Origin of the sequence: Emticicia sp. 21SJ11W-3, from assembly GCF_024138715.1 — a bacterium.
In the GTDB taxonomy this organism is placed as follows: domain Bacteria; phylum Bacteroidota; class Bacteroidia; order Cytophagales; family Spirosomataceae; genus Emticicia; species Emticicia fluvialis.
The window spans coordinates 2,133,233-2,150,083 of record NZ_CP092074.1 but is presented as its reverse complement, the minus strand read 5'-3'; the positions used below and the strand labels follow the sequence as shown (position 1 = coordinate 2,150,083).

At 40.8% G+C, this 16,851-nt stretch carries 14 protein-coding genes and 1 riboswitch; of the genes, 4 read left to right on the top strand and 10 right to left on the bottom strand.

Annotated features, from left to right (window positions below; all coding sequences use genetic code 11):
* Positions 1–46: 46 nt before the first annotated feature.
* Positions 47–2,848: a pitrilysin family protein gene (locus MB380_RS09080; RefSeq protein ID WP_253534766.1), complete on the bottom strand. Its 2,802-nt coding sequence runs from the start codon at positions 2,846–2,848 to the stop codon at positions 47–49.
* A 342-nt stretch (positions 2,849–3,190) separates the two neighbouring features.
* Between MB380_RS09080 and MB380_RS09075 the strand changes: the two genes are divergently transcribed.
* Both MB380_RS09075 and MB380_RS09070 read left to right on the top strand, forming a co-directional pair.
* Positions 3,191–3,793, top strand: a complete 603-nt coding sequence (locus MB380_RS09075; protein WP_101727852.1) for a DUF502 domain-containing protein — start codon at positions 3,191–3,193, stop codon at positions 3,791–3,793.
* Between the two features lie 76 nt (positions 3,794–3,869).
* Complete coding sequence (locus MB380_RS09070; protein ID WP_253534764.1) at positions 3,870–4,457, top strand: hypothetical protein; 588 nt, start codon at positions 3,870–3,872, stop codon at positions 4,455–4,457.
* Positions 4,458–4,537: 80 nt separating this feature from the next.
* Here MB380_RS09070 and metX read toward each other — a convergent pair whose 3' ends face one another.
* The 7 genes from metX to MB380_RS09035 all read right to left on the bottom strand — a co-directional run bounded on the left by metX (position 4,538) and on the right by MB380_RS09035 (position 11,354).
* Positions 4,538–5,572, bottom strand: a complete 1,035-nt coding sequence (gene metX / locus MB380_RS09065; RefSeq protein ID WP_253534762.1) for a homoserine O-acetyltransferase — start codon at positions 5,570–5,572, stop codon at positions 4,538–4,540.
* Positions 5,573–5,692: 120 nt separating this feature from the next.
* Positions 5,693–5,812, bottom strand: a riboswitch (SAM riboswitch).
* Positions 5,813–6,033: 221 nt separating this feature from the next.
* Entirely contained in the window at positions 6,034–6,786 is a 753-nt protein-coding gene (locus MB380_RS09060) for an SDR family NAD(P)-dependent oxidoreductase (RefSeq protein ID WP_253534760.1), read from the bottom strand.
* An 18-nt stretch (positions 6,787–6,804) separates the two neighbouring features.
* A complete protein-coding gene (locus MB380_RS09055) occupies positions 6,805–7,923 on the bottom strand; it encodes a mechanosensitive ion channel family protein (protein WP_253534758.1) in 1,119 nt (372 codons plus the stop codon).
* A gap of 29 nt (positions 7,924–7,952) precedes the next feature.
* Positions 7,953–8,945, bottom strand: coding sequence for a YheT family hydrolase (locus MB380_RS09050; protein ID WP_253534756.1), 993 nt, complete (start codon positions 8,943–8,945; stop codon positions 7,953–7,955).
* Positions 8,946–9,014: 69 nt separating this feature from the next.
* On the bottom strand, positions 9,015–9,959 hold the full coding sequence (gene corA / locus MB380_RS09045) for a magnesium/cobalt transporter CorA (protein WP_253534754.1): 945 nt from the start codon (positions 9,957–9,959) through the stop codon (positions 9,015–9,017).
* A 14-nt stretch (positions 9,960–9,973) separates the two neighbouring features.
* Entirely contained in the window at positions 9,974–10,540 is a 567-nt protein-coding gene (gene purN, locus MB380_RS09040; protein ID WP_253534752.1) for a phosphoribosylglycinamide formyltransferase, read from the bottom strand.
* Positions 10,541–10,823: 283 nt separating this feature from the next.
* Positions 10,824–11,354: a hypothetical protein gene (locus MB380_RS09035; protein WP_253534750.1), complete on the bottom strand. Its 531-nt coding sequence runs from the start codon at positions 11,352–11,354 to the stop codon at positions 10,824–10,826.
* Between the two features lie 365 nt (positions 11,355–11,719).
* On the opposite strand from MB380_RS09035, the gene MB380_RS09030 reads away from it, so the two are divergent.
* Positions 11,720–12,649: a homoserine kinase gene (locus MB380_RS09030; RefSeq protein WP_253534748.1), complete on the top strand. Its 930-nt coding sequence runs from the start codon at positions 11,720–11,722 to the stop codon at positions 12,647–12,649.
* Positions 12,650–13,124: 475 nt separating this feature from the next.
* The gene (gene rho, locus MB380_RS09025) at positions 13,125–14,852 is read left to right on the top strand and encodes a transcription termination factor Rho (RefSeq protein WP_253534747.1); all 1,728 of its coding nucleotides are present in this window, start codon (positions 13,125–13,127) and stop codon (positions 14,850–14,852) included.
* 3 nt (positions 14,853–14,855) lie between these two features.
* Here the strand turns inward: rho and MB380_RS09020 are convergent, their stop codons facing one another.
* A complete protein-coding gene (locus MB380_RS09020) occupies positions 14,856–15,098 on the bottom strand; it encodes a T9SS type A sorting domain-containing protein (RefSeq protein WP_101727861.1) in 243 nt (80 codons plus the stop codon).
* Positions 15,099–15,100: 2 nt separating this feature from the next.
* Positions 15,101–16,828: an alpha-amylase family glycosyl hydrolase gene (locus MB380_RS09015; RefSeq protein WP_253534745.1), complete on the bottom strand. Its 1,728-nt coding sequence runs from the start codon at positions 16,826–16,828 to the stop codon at positions 15,101–15,103.
* Positions 16,829–16,851: the final 23 nt, after the last annotated feature.

Genomic DNA, 16,851 nt, shown 5'->3' with positions numbered 1-16,851 from the left:
CCGTATTTTTTACAATCGGCTCCCGTTTTTTTGTGTTTATAGCTGCTTACTTCTTTTCTGGCAGCAATACAAATTTGGCAAAATTATCGCCTATTAATTGCTTTGCGGCTTTTTTCACGCTTTCTACGGTTAACTTATCAATCAGTTCTTTGCTGTAACGGTTAATATAGTTCAGGTCTTCGCTGTTGAGGTATTGTTCGGTAAGGTAAGAGTCCCAGAAACCATTCTCTTTAACCTGCAATTCGGCTGAGCGTTTTTCCTCCGCTTTCACTTTCTCTATATCTACTGCTTCGGGGCCATTTGTTTTAATCTTCTGTATTTCATCCAGCGCTATTTTAACCAGCTTGTCAACATTGGCAGGGCTACAACCAAACGAAATGTTTAGGCTGTAGGTTGGGGTAGGTAGTTTTTCATAAGAAGCATCAATACTGGGCGAGTAAACACCACCGGCTTCTTCACGTAGTTTCTCTGTCAGTTTAATATCCAGTACCTCGGCAAGCGCATCCAGGTTCACCTGCAATTCTTCATTGAAATCAAAATCGCCGTAGAACTGCAGACTGACTGAGGCCTTCTCTTCCAGACCCTTGAAAACAGTTTTTTCTACTTTGCCTTTTACTTTATCAATGTGCAGGTCTTTATATGTTTCCGAACGTTTGGTTGAAGGCAGCCCGCCAATGTACTTTTCCAATAAAGGCTTTATTTTATCAACCTCAAAACTACCGGTAAACACAAAGGTGAAATCGCTGAAGTCGCTGAAACGGTCTTTGTATATCTCGTACGCCCGGTCAAGATTTACTTTGTCTATATGCTCTGGTCTGATAGATGCCCTGCGGAAATTGTTCTGATACAACACCGTATTAATGGTATCGTTAAAAACCTTCTCTGGCGTAAGTGTCTTCAATGAGTTGGCAATCAGTTCTTTTTGGTTTTTAAGAAAACTCTTCACCACTTCATCGTCACGGCGTGGTTGTACCAAATAAGCATACATTAACTGTAGCGCTGTTTCAAGGTCCTGAGGGCTTGTGCTGCCAGAAACCCCTTCTGTTAACTCGTTAATGTAAGGATACACATTTACCACTTTTCCGGCAAGAAATTTATCAAGCTGGGTGTCAGACATTTTACCTACTCCTGCTTGTGACACCGCCATCGAGGCCAGTTCGGCTGAAAAATAATCAGCATCACTATAAAGTGAGGTTCCTCCTTTACTAACCCCCGAAAACAGAATCTGGTCGTTTTTAAAAGTTGTTGGTTTCAAAGCTACCTTTGCTCCGTTGCCAAACGTAAGTTCGGTAACCCCTACCCCATCTATTTTCTTTTCTGTTACTACCTTTGTGCCCGCAGGTATGTTTTCAAGTAACGACTTTGCCACTGCTTCATCTTCATAAGGTTTCAGATCAGGATTTTTTTCATTGATAAGCTCAAGAATTTTAGATTCTGATGGCAGTTTTTCCTTGTCACGTTCAGAGCCTATCACCACACCCAGACGGTTATCTTCTTTAAAAATCCGGTTTATCATGGCAGTTATATCGGCTTGCGAAATGCCCTCCAGGTATTTTTTTGCAAACTCATATCTGAAATCGCTGCTAAGGTACGCAGCGCCTGTCAGGTAATTGACAACAAGTGGATTCACAAAATAGGCCGACTTCGTTTTGTCTTTTTCTTTGTAACTTTTTTCTACCGATGTCCAAATTTCTTTTTTGGCGCGTTCCATTTCACCGGCTGTAAAACCGAAACGTCTGATTCGCTCATGCTCATTCATAATTGCTTTTATGGCGGTTTCCATGCCATCAGCATTTTTAGGAACCGTAATAACCTGAAATACATCCAGCCCTGCCATAAACGGAGCATAGCCCATAATGGCAAATATAAACGGCGGATTGGGCTTTTTAGTGATTTCCTGAAGGCGGGTATTTACCATCTGGTTAAAAAGCATATCAACATAGGCATCACGTAAATCGGCTTGGGTACGAATCGTCTTTTTAGGAAAGCGAGTAAGCATCTGAAAAGCCGACTGTGGCATTTCTTTGTCTACAATCAGTTTGGTTTGTGTGCCTTTGCTTGGCGCTACTTCATATTTTACTCTTTTCGGAGCATTTTTAGCCGTAGGTATATTCGCAAATTTTTCTTTAATCAGGTTTTCTACTTTTGAAGGGTCAAAATCGCCCACCACAACAACGGCCATTAAGTCAGGGCGGTACCAGTCATGATAGAACTTAACAATCTGTTCGGGTTTAAAGGTAGTAAGCACTTCTGTCTTTCCAATTGGCAGGCGTTCTGCGTATCTTGAGTTGTTCAACAACAAGGGCAATAATTGTTGTTGAATTCTACCCTGTGCGTTTTTCAGCCTGGCTCTTTCTTCTTCCAGCACAATACCTCTTTCTTTGTTAATTTCTGCGGTGTCAAGCGTTGCATAATGAGACCAGTCAGCCAATATCTGAAAGGCGCGCTCAAACAATCTGGCTGAATCTGTTGGCACCTGCAATTGGTATATGGTTTCATCAAAACTGGTAACTGCATTCAGGTCTGCACCAAATTTCATACCTGATTTCTGGAGAAAATCAACCAACTGATTTTTAGGAAACTCTTTTGTACCGTTGAAGTTCATGTGCTCCATGAAATGCGCCAGCCCACGTTGCTGGTCTGTTTCAAGAATAGAGCCTGCATTTATAACCAACCGAAGCTCCATTCTATTCCTGGGCTCACTGTTTTTCATTATGTAATACTTTAAACCGTTTTTCAGGGTTCCTGTTTTTACGGCAGGGTCATTCTGAATGGGTATATTCAGGTTCTGTGCAAAAGTGTGGGCCGTCAGCAGCAAAAACAAAAACAGATGCAGAATCTTCTTCATAAATAATAATTATTGAAATGGTTAATCGGTTACTGTAATACCGGTTATGTACGTTTTTTAATTCATTGCAAGAGTAGTACTTTTTATTGGGTTCGCAAAATGTTTTTAAGCCCAAACATACCCGTAAATTTTCATTGTAAAAACGCTATTAACCGCACTATATTTTAAAAGCCCGATGCTACGTTTGCACAATACGGATTATAAATTGGCTGTCAAAGCTGGCGTGTTGTTTAGGTAATCGCAGGTCTTATAATCATAATTAGTATTTTCAAAACTTTTCAAATAGTTAAAGCGTTAGAAATATTAGCTACCTTATAACATGATACTATTAATAATTTAACTATGTCCGGCAGAAAATTTATTGGTCGCTTATTTTCTTATTTTATTCGTGGCCTGCTTTTCGTAGCTCCGCTTGGGTTTACTTTCTTTATATTGCTGGGCGCTTTTGATTTTGTAGATAACATTATCAGGATTCGTATCCCTACGGCCAATCCGAACGAAGACCTGTTTATTCCGGGGCTTGGCTCTTTGATTATTATCTTCGGAACTATGCTGATTGGTTTTATTTTTTCTGTGTTGCTTCCGCAGACACTTCAGAACATTATTGAAAACACCATCAGACATCTTCCTTTGGTAAGAATCTTTTATTTTGCATTTAAAGATTTAATATCGGCATTTGTGGGCGACAAACGAAAGTTTAATCAGGGTGCCATTGTGCTGATGAACAAAGATGCACGCATTTATAAAATTGGCTTTATTACGCAAAATGATTTAAGTAGTTTGGGCGTTAATGATTTAGTGGCTGTGTATTTTCCGCATAGCTATGCTTTTTCGGGGAATCTGGTATTGGTACCCAGAGAAAACGTGCAGATGCTTGATTTACCCAGTGCAGAAATTATGAAACTGATTGTTTCGGGAGGGGTGTCTGTTAACGACAAAATGTGAGTCGACGGCTTTCTTTATTCCTGATTTTTAAATCTATACTCTATATTTGCTCTATATTATTAGCTGATACAATTGTATGCCAAAACTAAAAAAAATACTTTGCTTGTTATTGCTGTGCCTTAGTACTGCTGCCATTGCGCAGGAGATTCACCATCAGGACGCCAAATCGGTAGAAGAGCTTTTATATAAAAAAGACCCTGCACAGGCCAGAAGCCTGTTCTCTAAAGACAAATATCTGGTGCTTGAAAAAGTAAGATCAGGCAAACGTAAAAAGTTCTATAAAGGAGATGTGTTCAGGTTTACAACGAAAGACAATATCAGCTACGAAGATGATTTATTCAGCATCTCAGATTCTTCTTTTGTAATCACGACTTTCAATGAAGTAATGAACAGGTATGAATACGTAGAAATAAAACTGAGCGAAGTAAAAAGCATTTACAAGTATCCTAAAAAGCGCATTAACTTTGGCATAGCCAATTTTTCACCTTTTGCTTACCTGCTTATTGAATGGGCGGCATGGGGTGTAGACCCCATAACTAACCCTAAGTTGCCTCTGGCGGCAGGCCTTACGGCTGTATCTCCGTTATTTACCATTTTACAGAATAGCTTAAGAAGCAAAAAGCTAACCGAAAACTACCGACTACGGGTATTTCAGAGCTTTTAAATTGAGGTATGTACTGGCAAATGAATGATTTGCGAATAGATTGCTTTATTGTCTGCAATCTGGAATCGCTGCTTGCTCAATCATTCATTAATTAATTTCAGGTTTTTACTCCAATTTCTGATTGTATCTGTCATGGCTTCAAACTCAATCAGAAAGCCATCATGACCATATAAAGATTCTATAACAGTATAAGAGGCCTCCGGAATACAACGCGCAATAAACTCTTGCTCTTCCGGCGGAAAAAGCACGTCAGAAGATATACCAATCACCAGTGTTTTTGATTGTATTGTTGCCAGCACTTCTTCAACTTTACCGCGCCCTCTGCCTACATCATGCGAATCAAACATCTTGGAGAGTGTCCAGTAAGAAAACGCATTAAAACGTTTGCCTAGCTTTTCGCCCTGATAATTCTGGTAGGTATTGGCACGGAAAAAGTCAACCTGCCCTTCATCTCTCGACTGCGTACGGTTATAGGTAGCATAATTGCGGTAAGATAACAAAGCAATTGAACGCGCCACTTTCATGCCGTTCATGCCGGCTTTAGGGTTGCGTTCTGTCCAGGTTGGGTCTGCCGAGATTGCCATTCTTTGCGACTCGTTAAAGGCTATACCCCAAGGCGAATGAATGGCATTGGTTGAAAACAAAATCAGGTTTTCTATCAGTTCTGGCTGCATAATGGCCCACTCCAAAGCCTGCTGCCCTCCTAACGAACCACCCAGTACGGTATTGATTTTATAAATGCCCAGATGCTGGCGGAGCAGGTCTAATGACCGCACTACGTCACGGATGGTAATAAACGGGAAATCATGAAAATAAGGCTCGCCTGTTACCGGGTTTTTGCTGAGAGCATTAGTAGACCCATAATGAGACCCCAGAATATTGGCACAAACAATAAAATGTTCGGAAGGATTATACAATCGTTTTTCGCCTATCAGGCCATTCCACCAATCGGTTGGGTTGGCATTACCCGTAAAAGCATGGCAAACCCAAATGACATTATCCATTGCGGCATTCAGTTTGCCAAAGGTGGTATAAGCCAGCTGGAACTCAGGCAGCCACTGGCCTGACTCAAGTTTAAAAGGTTCTTCGTAGCGAAATATCTGTTGGTTCTCCATTTTTTTATACAAAATCTTCAACCTGATTTCTGACATACAGAAACTCAGCGTACATAAAAAAAGCCTACCTTACGGCAGTACGGCAAACAAAACCAATTTTAAAACGATTTGTCTATGATTGGTTTATAAGCCCGAATGGTTGGTTGAACCTTCCGGTAGGTTTTGGCACCTTATCGCAAGTAGCGGGACAGGTTGCCCGAGGTTCTCAGAGCCTATTCTCTCCTCTCGTCTGTATAAATCAATCCATGAGCTACAAGAAAGTATCTTTTGAATTGATGTTGCAAATATCTGACTTGAATTGTTAGAAAACAAGATTTTGAATTCTTTTTTAAAATACAACCTTCAAAAACCCATGTGGCACTTAAAACAGGCCTGGCCATACGGATTGATTTACAGCAAAAAAAATGGCCTTTCCAAATAAAAAGGCCATCCTGATAATTAAATTAAGTTTTAAGATTACTTTATTTTCGGTGTATAACTGTGGGCGCCGACTGCGCTTTGGCATACAGCACTATGTCGGCAATTGTTACCCTCGCCGGGGTATTTACGGCATATAAAATAGCGTCGGCCACATCTTCGGGCTGTATGGGTTCAAAGCCTTCATATACCTTTTCGGCACGTGCTGTGTCTCCTTTGAATCTCACTAAAGAAAACTCTGTTTCTACTGCCCCGGGGGCAATATTGGTTATTTTTATGCCGTGCTGGGTAAGGTCTAATCTCATACCCTCACTGAGGGCTTCAACAGCTGCTTTTGAAGCGCAATAAACCGCGCCGTTGGCATAGGTGTACTTACCCGCTACAGAGCTAAGATTAATAATATGACCTGCCTGGCGCTCTACCATGCCGGGGATAATTGCCCTGGAAACATATAAAAGCCCCTGAACATTGCCGTCTATCATAGCATCCCAATCGTCCGTATCGCCATCCTGAATGGGCGACAACCCATGTGCATTACCGGCATTGTTAACCAGAATATCAATTGCCCGCCATTCATCCGGCAATGAATTTATGGCATTAACCACCTCTACTTTATTGCTTACATCAAACTTTAAAGTGGTTACCTTTACTTTGGCAGAAAGGTAATCTTTCAGACTGTCTAAACGCTCCTGCCGGCGCCCACAAATTATTAAATCAATGCCGCTATTAGCAAAAGCAATAGCCGTGGCTTTGCCAATGCCAGAAGTTGCGCCGGTTATTAATGCAATACGAGCCATATTGTTTTCTGTGCTTTATTAATAGTCGTTATCAATATTTTTTTCATCAGCCGGGCTGGTTAGTGTGGTGGTAGGCATGGCCAGCTCTAACTGGTGCTTATCCAGTATGTTCATAATACCCAGGTTGATATCTTCACGGATACTCTTGCTTTCCCAGTAATCGGCAGTTGCCGCCATAAACACCACCAATACATTTATCGAGTACTCACCAATGGTGTCTAGCTTCACATGAGCCCCGGTACTTATGTTTTCATGATTATCGAGCAGGCTTTGTACATCTTCCATCACTTTTTTCACCTCATGTATGGGTGTATCCAGCTGCAACCTTACAAAAAACTTGTGTCTGCGCTCCATTCGCTGCGATATATTATTTAAAGACTGTGACACAAGCATCTGGTTGGGTACCACCACCAGGCTGCCATCCACATTTCTGATACGGGTGCTTCTGAAACCTACTTTTTCTATCTTGCCAACCATGTTGCCCAGCTCAATATCGTCGCCCACTATAAAGGGTTGTTCGGTAAACAAAGTAAAAGAGGCAAAAAGGTTTTGTAAAGTTGCCTGCGCAGCCAATGCCAAAGCCACACCACCAATACCTAAACCGGTAATAAGACTTACCACATCTTGTTTAAAAACAAAACCCAGCAACATAAAAAAAGAAACGAATGAAACAACTACAATGATGATGTCTCTGAAAAAAGGCACCAGCTGTACATCTTTTTTTGATTCTGTTTCTTCTGCTCGTTTTAAATACACCAAAGCAAAGAATCTGACAAGCCTGATAAGAATCCAGGTAATGGCCACCACAAAAAGGGTATCAAGCACACGGTCAAAAAAATCAGAAACCCGCATTTTACCTAATGGAATTATCCGCCATTTGCGCGGGAAGATAATCTCATTAAATGCAGCGTAAATTATCAGCAATGATAAAAGAAACTCTGTGGGGCTTCTGAGCAGGTCAACAAATTGCGTTGCCGGAATACTCCTGGTCTCTCTTTTCATAACCCTGTAAAAGAGTCTGGTTAAATTAACCGAAAGAATTTTCTTAAAAAGAAACCCGATAATTAGTATACCTAAAAACCATAGCCAGTTTTCGAATGTATTATAAAAGAATGTGGTTTTTAGCATTTTTTCCATCTCTGTTACTTTTTATCAACCGTAAGGTTCTATTTTAGTTTGCTGATGTCTGTATTTACAAAGTCAAGTACTCTTCTTTCCACCCAGGTTTCGTTAGAATTGGGTAACATAAAGCCTACGTGCCCTCCAAAATGCAGTATCTGTAAATATAGGTGCGGGTTTTCGGCGGCATCGCCCAGGTTAAGACACTCCGGCGACAAAAATGGGTCGTTCTGCGCCTGAATAATCAAAGTGGGTCTGGTAATGTTTTTCAGGTAAGGCTTGGCTCCTGCCTGATTATAAAAATCATGCGCATCTTTAAACCCGTAAAGCCTGGCAGTATACCGGTTATCGAAGTCTTCAAAGTTTTTTATTTTCTCGTATCCTTCATGATTAAGCAAATCATTACCCGGGTGCTGCGTGGCTTTCAGTTTTATTTTTTTACCCAGTTTGTTTATAAACCGCTTCATATAAAACTGGCGGCCGGGTTTGTATAACTCGTAAACAGAGGTAAATAAATCTAATGGTACCGACACCGCTATACCGCATTTTATCTGTTCAGGCAGCGCTTCTGGTTTATCGCCCATTAAGCGGAGTGTCATGCTGCCGCCCATGCTGAACCCCACCAGCACTACCTCTTCATACTGGTGCTTTTTAATGGCATACTCTACCACAAAACGTATATCGTCTACATCGCCATGATGATAAAACCTTGGCAGGCGATTCATTTCTCCACTACAACTGCGGCAATTCCAACCCAGGCCGTCATACCCGGCACTGTTAAATTTCTTTATCATTCCGGTTACATAATGGCGGGTGGAGTCTCCCTCAAGGCCATGCGTAACAATAATCAGTTTTTTGCCGGGCTTAGGTCCCGCAAAAGACCAGTCCAGATCAAGAAAGTCTGTATCATCCAGTTCTACCCTTTCTCTCTGGTATTGCACTGCAACTTTTCTGAAAACACTTGGATAAATGGTCTGAATATGGGCATTGAACTGCCATCTGGGAGGACGATACTCGGTATTAACTGGTAAAACTGGCATAACCCGTCACAATTAATTTGTTAAGCGTACTAAATAAAATATAAAGCAATGTGCCTTACACATCAGGAATTAAATCCATTTTTTCTTTTTGAAAAAGAAAAGAAACAGCAGTGATGAACAAACCATCAGAAACACCGCTATCCAGAAACCATACTTATATTCAGAAGAAGGTATAACCTGATAATTCATACCAAATATGCCTGCAATAAGCGTAGGTGGTAAAAAGGCTATGGTAACTACCGTAAAAATCTTGATAATTTCGTTCTGCTCAAGGTTAATCAAACCCATGAAGGTATCCTGCAAATACTCTAAACGCTCAAAATTGAAAGTGGTGTATTCAAGTAGTGAGGTAATATCTTTCAACACAATTCGGAGCCGCTCTTTGCGGTCTTCTGGGAAATACGCACTGCGGAGTATCTGAGAGAGCACCCTCTGCTTATCTATGATACTTTCGCGGATGAGCATCGTGTTCTCCTGCAGGTTATTGATTTTAAGCAATGATGCCTGTTTCGGCTTCTTTTCTCTGCTTAGGGCCTTACTGATATTCTTTACCTCTTTGGTCATGTTCTCCAAAAGGTCAGCGTCAGATTCTATACGGGTTTCAAGCAGCAGCAAAAGAATATCTACGCCGTCTTTAAAAACTTCTTCGCCCAGCTTAATTTTTTTTACGGTATCAGCAAAAGTTCTGGAATCGCCATGGCGATAAGTAAACAAAACGTTGTCGCGGATAAGAAACGATACCGGATAAAAATGATAGCCGTCGTGGTCTGCTTTTAAAAAGTTAGAGTTGGCATTAATTGTATTATTCTGTTCAAAGTAGCGGGCGCTGCTTTCAATTTCTACTATTTCCTGCGGTGTCTGAAAACTGATGTCACTTTTGGCCTCAATCCATTCCTCTTCGTCCTGAGACGCCGACTGCAAATCAACCCACATTACATTTTTAAGATGTGCCATCTCACGCACATCTGTTTCTTTCTTTACCTGCTTACCCTCTTTATAATAAATACGTACCATAAGCCAAAGATTTTTTAGCCTGAAATCAATTCCTCTATCACTTCAGGAAAATGCCTGTGCTCAAGCACCTGAACTTTCGCAGCTATATCGTCAGGCGAATCGCTCGCTGCCAGTTCACATTTTGCCTGAAAAATAATTTTTCCCTCGTCATACTTTTCATTCACAAAATGAATAGTAATGCCCGACTCGGTATCTTTGTTGGCATGCACGGCTTCATGCACATAATGCCCCCACATACCTTTACCACCATATTTCGGCAAAAGCGCCGGATGAATATTGATAATTTTATCAGGAAAAGCGCTGATTAAACTGACAGGTACCAACCATAAAAAGCCCGCCAGAATAATCCAGTCAATCTCCTGTTTTTTTAATATTTCTACTACCCTGTCTGTATGCGAAAATGATTTTTTATCAAAAACCACTACCGGCACACCAAGCCTGCGGCCTCTTTCAATAACACCTGCCTGCGGATTATTGGTAAGTAATAAGTCTATGCTAACGGCCTCATTATTGGCAAAGTAGTTTATGATTTTTTCAGCATTACTACCAGAACCCGAGGCTAAAATGGCAAGTCGTTTCATTTTTCAAAAATAATTTCCAACGCTTTGAAGCACCCATCTGCCAGCTTTCAGAAATCGAAAAAAAAACCGGGTCTGCTTCAAATCAGAATGCGAATCACGGTATTTTTTTTTAAAGATTTGCATTTTCAGCCAGAAAAAAGCAACCCGCAGATTATTATTACACTTAGATTTTCTTTTAAATTTTAAGATATTAACCTTTAAGCCTTAAAAATAAAAATCTCCGACATTTATAATGCAGGAGACCCTAAAATTACTTTTTATATCACCACCCTAAGCGCCTGAATTATAGCCGCCCTTTATAGAGTTCGTCCTGCCATTTTTTTAGTTCATCCCATTTCCCATCTCGTGCCAGCGAAGACTGGTCGGCCCAGGTAGTAGGGTCATGTATATGAAACCGGCTACCTGCTTTGTCAAGAATCTCTTTCATTTTGCTAACCGGGGTTTCAGCCAATTGTGCAAATGTATAAATACCTGCCTTATTGAAAAGCTCTTCAATTTTAGGCCCAATGCCTTCAACAATTTTCAGGTCGTCTTTTACTGGCGGGGGCAATGTAACATTTGCTACACTGGTGCCTGCAAAGCCAGCCGTCTGGCCGGTAGTAGCACCCGAATCAACTGATACCGATATTCTGGTTTTACGGCAGGCGTCTAACTCTCCTTCCAGAAATTTTATTCTATTCAATAACTCTGTAGATTTTGACTTCCACTTACCAAGCTCCCTGTTCATAAACCACCACAAAAACCCTGTTAGCAAAAACCATATTATTAAAACTTCCAGTGGGAAATCAGTAAAAATTGTGCGTAGATTTTCCATGGTCTCAATTTCTTTTAATTGTTGTATACATTAATATTTGGTTAGGTTAGAAATTAATATTCATGCCGTTTATAAACCCTTATTTTATTGATTCGCGCCGTTGTAACCCCATAACCTAAACACTTTGTAAATAACAAAATGAAAAGGTTTAAAATTAATTTGCGGACCAAATCAATTTAAAGCGCGAAAAGTAGTAAAAAGTAACCTAAGTGCAATCATTTAGGTGGCATTTCTTTATTAAATTTGCAGAAAAAAACCAATGATCGTTCATCCTGCATATTCAAATTAATGGCGCACTTAAAAATATTTCTGTAAATGCTTCAAAAAGATTAATTTTGAGCGAACCTAAATCTCATTTTGTCCTGATGGATTCAATTAAAGTTTTTGCACCTGCCACTGTTGCTAATGTTGCCTGCGGTTTTGATATTTTTGGCTTTGCTGTTGATGCACCCGGCGACGAAGTTATCATTTCTAAAAGGGACGATTCGAAGATAGTAATTACAAAAATAAGTGGTGAGGATGGCAAACTAACGCTTGACCCTCAAAAAAATGCGGTGACGGTTCCGGTTATTACCTACCTTAAAAAATTGGGGCTGGCGCAAGGCTTTAATGTTGAGCTGCATAAAAAAATGCCACTGGGCAGTGGTCTGGGTAGTAGCTCGGCAAGCTCGGTAGCCGGGGTATTTGCCGTAAACGAATTACTGGGCAGGCCTGTACCGGTTAAAGACCTGCTGCCTTATGCCATGGAAGGCGAACGTATAGCCTGTGGGGCAGCCCATGCAGACAACGTAGCACCGGCTTTAATGGGAGGATTTGTAGTGATACGTAGTTATAGCCCGCTTGATTTTTTTAATGTACCTACCCCGCAAGAGCTTTTTGTAACAATAGTTCACCCCGATATTGAAGTAAACACCAAAGATGCCCGTTATATACTGCGTAATGAGGTATCAATGAAAAATACCATTGCTCAGATGGGTAACGTAGCCGGTATGATTGCCGGGCTTATGCAGTCTGATTATGATTTGATTGCCCGCTCAATGGTAGATTTTATTATTGAGCCTGTTCGTTCTATATTGATTCCGGAATTTTGGGAGGTAAAAAATGCAGCCCTTGAAGCCGGTGCTTTAGGGTGCAGTATTTCTGGTGCCGGGCCATCTGTTTTTGCTTTCAGCCGTGGGCAGGAAACCGCCGAGAAAGTATCTATGGCTATGAAAACAGCCTTCGAAAAAGCAAGCATACACTGCAATGCTTATGTTTCTGGTGTAAACACACAAGGCCCCAAAGTTTTAAATTAATTTAAAAAAGATTGAACTTTCAGCCTGTAATTTAGTGTTACAAAATCATAAGGCTGAAATTTAGGACATACCGATACGGTTGAATCAAAAAAGCGTACCGATAAAAAAATATTTTAAGAAAATTTTGATTTTCTAAAATATTTGCCATATAATTGCATTCAAATCCCAGTTTAACTTCAATAGGCTTTCTGAATTAAGAAAACACCCTCTTTGAATCAATCAATTTCTGAAATTACAATCCAAATATTGCTTGCTAATTTCTTAATTCGGGTTTATCCCTGATTATAGTTAAATTTTGATACTAAGTAAAATTAAAATTAATCTCCAGTTAAAGTAAAATACTTTTTAACCGTTAGTGTTCAAATACTGCCTGTAATTTGCTTTCAACTGTTCACAAACTTATAATGTCCTTTTCTTTTTTCAGCATCGATTTTAGTCTCTAACCATCGCAAAATAGTATAGTTGATTCTCACGTATGTATACATCAGAAGAACTGAATCTGAAACTTCTATCAGAGTTAAGAAAAATTTGTATTGAAGTGGGCATTAAGGATGTCCGCAATGCCTCGAAGCCGGAATTAATTGAAAAGATTTTGGAACACCAGTCCCATAAATTAACTTTTAATTTACCCAAGGAAGTTGCCGAAGCAACCGGAAGTAACTTTGAAGAGCCCCTCTTTAACGATAATAAAGTTCAGAAAGGCCGAACTAGAATAAATAAAACAGCCGACAACAAAGCAGCTGATATGAATGCCATGCCAAAAGAGCCACAGAAAAAAGTTGGCAGCAAAAAGCTGTTTGATAAAGCCCCTGCACCTGAATTCTCTCCATCATTTGCCCCTGAGCCGGTGAATGAAGATGCCCAGCCACAGCCGGATATGCTTCTTGTGCCAGACCTTGAGCCGATTATGAATCTGGAAGAAGCAGAAGACTTTGACTTGTCGGAAATTGACGCAGAAATGAGCGAATTTGAAGGCCTGACAGACGACATCGTTCCGGATATTGTTGAACAAAAAGAAGACAAACGCTTTGTTGACGATTACACCAAGGTTATCAAGAAACAGTTCAATAATCTTATTAAAGAGTTTGACGGTTTGATTGAAAACGAAGGTGTGCTGGAAATAATGCAGGAAGGCGGATATGGTTTCCTTCGTTCTGCCGACTACAATTATCTGGCAAGCCCCGACGACATCTACGTGTCGCCGTCGCAGATAAAGCTTTTTGGCCTTAAAACCGGAGATACCGTTAAGGGTGCCATTCGCCCCCCTAAAGAAGGTGAAAAATACTTTGCCTTACTTAAGGTGTTATCTGTAAACGGTAAAACTACCGAAGAGATACGCGACCGTATACCGTTTGAATACCTCACGCCTTTGTTTCCTAACGAACATATCAAACTAAGCAGCAAACCAGATGTTTATTCTACGCGTGTGCTTGATTTGTTTGCGCCTATTGGTAAAGGCCAGCGTGGTATGATTGTGGCACAGCCCAAAACAGGTAAAACTGTATTGCTGAAAGAAATTGCAAATGCTATTACCCGTAATCATCCGGAAATATACTTGATTATACTACTGATTGACGAACGCCCGGAAGAGGTAACCGACATGCAGCGCAGTGTGCGCGCAGAAGTAATATCTTCTACGTTTGACGAAACCGCCGACCGCCATGTAAAAGTGTCTGGTCTGGTACTTGAAAAAGCCAAACGCCTGGTTGAGTGCGGTCATGATGTTGTTATTCTTCTCGATTCTATTACGCGTCTGGCACGTGCTTATAACACGGTTATTCCATCGTCGGGTAAAATACTTTCCGGTGGTGTTGACGCCAACGCACTCCATAAGCCAAAACGTTTCTTTGGTGCAGCCCGTAATGTAGAAAATGGTGGCTCGCTTACCATTATTGCTACTGCCCTGATAGACACCGGCTCTAAAATGGACGAGGTAATTTTTGAAGAGTTTAAAGGTACCGGTAACATGGAGTTGCAGCTTGACCGTAAGTTGTCTAATAAACGTGTGTATCCGGCTATTGATATTCTTGCTTCGGGTACCCGTCGTGAAGACCTCCTGATGGACAAAGAAACCCTTCAGAAAGTATGGTTGCTGCGTAAATATATGGCAGACATGAACCCTATGGAAACTATGGAGTTCTTGCTTGACAAAATGAAAGGAACACGTACCAACGAAGAGTTTTTAATGACTATGAACCGTTAGGAATCAGGTATTTTTGATGATTTTCTTTGAACGGATTACATCATCCTGATTAACGATAACAAAATATATACCTTCCGGAAGCCCTGCCAGATCAAAATCGTGCAGGGCTTTTGTATGTACTTCTTCCTGCAGGATTTTCCCGGCCAGATTAGATAGCTGGTAATGCGTTTCATAACCCGGTGGCACTTTTACATATACTTTTTCATCGGGCTCGTTATAAAATATCACCAGGTCGTCTTTTCTCATTTTTAAAATTTGTTTATCTTCTTTGTAGTAAACAGGTAGTATTCGCCTGCCTTTAATAATATTTTCTGTTTCCCCTCTGCAATTTCCCGGGTTGTCTCGCCAAAAAAATCATACCAGATTCCTGCTTCCAGGTTACTTCTTACCGATGCGTCTTTCAAACCAAAATTTACCAGTAGTCTGATTTTCATTTCAGGGTGATTAATACTGATTTGCTTCACTAAACTGTCTGAATCCTCAATGAATTCTCCATCTTTCCATGCAACAATATTTTTTCTGAAATGAATCATTTGGCTGTAAACTTCCATCAAGGCTTGCCTGCCGGGGTTTTTCAGGTATTCCCAACTGATGGGTTTTACACCAGTGCGGCCGTTAAAATCAATGGGGATGTCGTACCCGAATTCGCCAAATTGCCAGAATAACTTTGGCCCGGGGTAAATAAAAAACAAAACCGCTGCAGCTTTTGCGCGGACCAGCGCAGTGGGTAAGTCTTTTAATTTTCTGAGGGCGTCAAATAACAGGCGTTCTTCGTCGTGGCTTTCTATATATCCTACCAGGTGTGGGTATTTCCAACCTCTGTTCTGATGGCTCAACCAGGATACGCTATCTTTTTTACCTCTAACCAGATTCCTGAACTGATGATTCAGATGCCCCCAGAGTAAAAAACCATAATCGGCCAGTTCGGTTTCTTCGTCATTAGCTGCCAGATGCTCCAGAATCAGATAACATTTTTTATGGTAAGTTCTTATTTTATCATAAAATCGTTTCAGCAATTTTATCCGGCTGGCATCGTAGCTTGACCACCTCTGCACATCAGGATATGATAACACCTGCGTAAAACCTTTGGTGAGGTCAAACCGTAACCCATCAACTTTGTATTCAGTAAGCCAGAAATGGCATACGTCATCAAAAAAGGCCTGCGTGTACCTGCTTTCATGGTTAAAATCAAAGAACACCGAGAAAGGATGCGTAGCCTGCTCATTAAAGAAAGGATTCTCCTCATCAGCTTTGCCGGGCTTCTCATAAGCCTTGTAGTAAGAAAAATGCTTATCGGCATGGTTAAAAACTACATCAAGTATTACTGCTATGCCATTTTCATGGCATTTGTCTATCAGATACTTCAGGTCGTTTTTGGTACCGTAGGCTTTGTCAGAGGCAAAATAAAAAGTGGGGTTGTATCCCCACGAATCATTTCCGGTAAATTCCTGCACCGGTAGCAGCTCAATGGCATTAATACCCAGTTGTTTAAAGTAAGGAATATAGTTGGCCACATCTCTGTATTTGCGCGACTCAACAAAATCTCTAATCAATAATTCATAGATAACCAGTTCTTCTTTGGCAGGTGGCAAAAATGACTCAACCTGCCAATTATACTTTTCAGGATTCGTTTGTAATACGGATACCGTGCCGCGAAATGGATTATCGAATGGGTAGCTTCTCAGATTAGGATACGTATTGGCAGAAATCTGCTTGTCGAACTGAGGGTCCAGAATTTTCTCGCTGTAAGGGTCTGCGATAGCAATTTTGCGGTCAATCAGAAATTGATAGGCGTATTCGCGGTCAGGCTTCAGATTATTGATGGTAATTACAAAAGTTTCACCATCAGGCTGTTTTTGCATTTCATATTCATCAATTACCTGCCATGCGTTAAACTCGCCCACCACATGAACCGTATGCTTTAACGGTGCTATCAGGCTTAAGGTCAGACTGGTATCAGTCAGGTACTCAATCATTCCGATTAAATTTTAAACAGCAG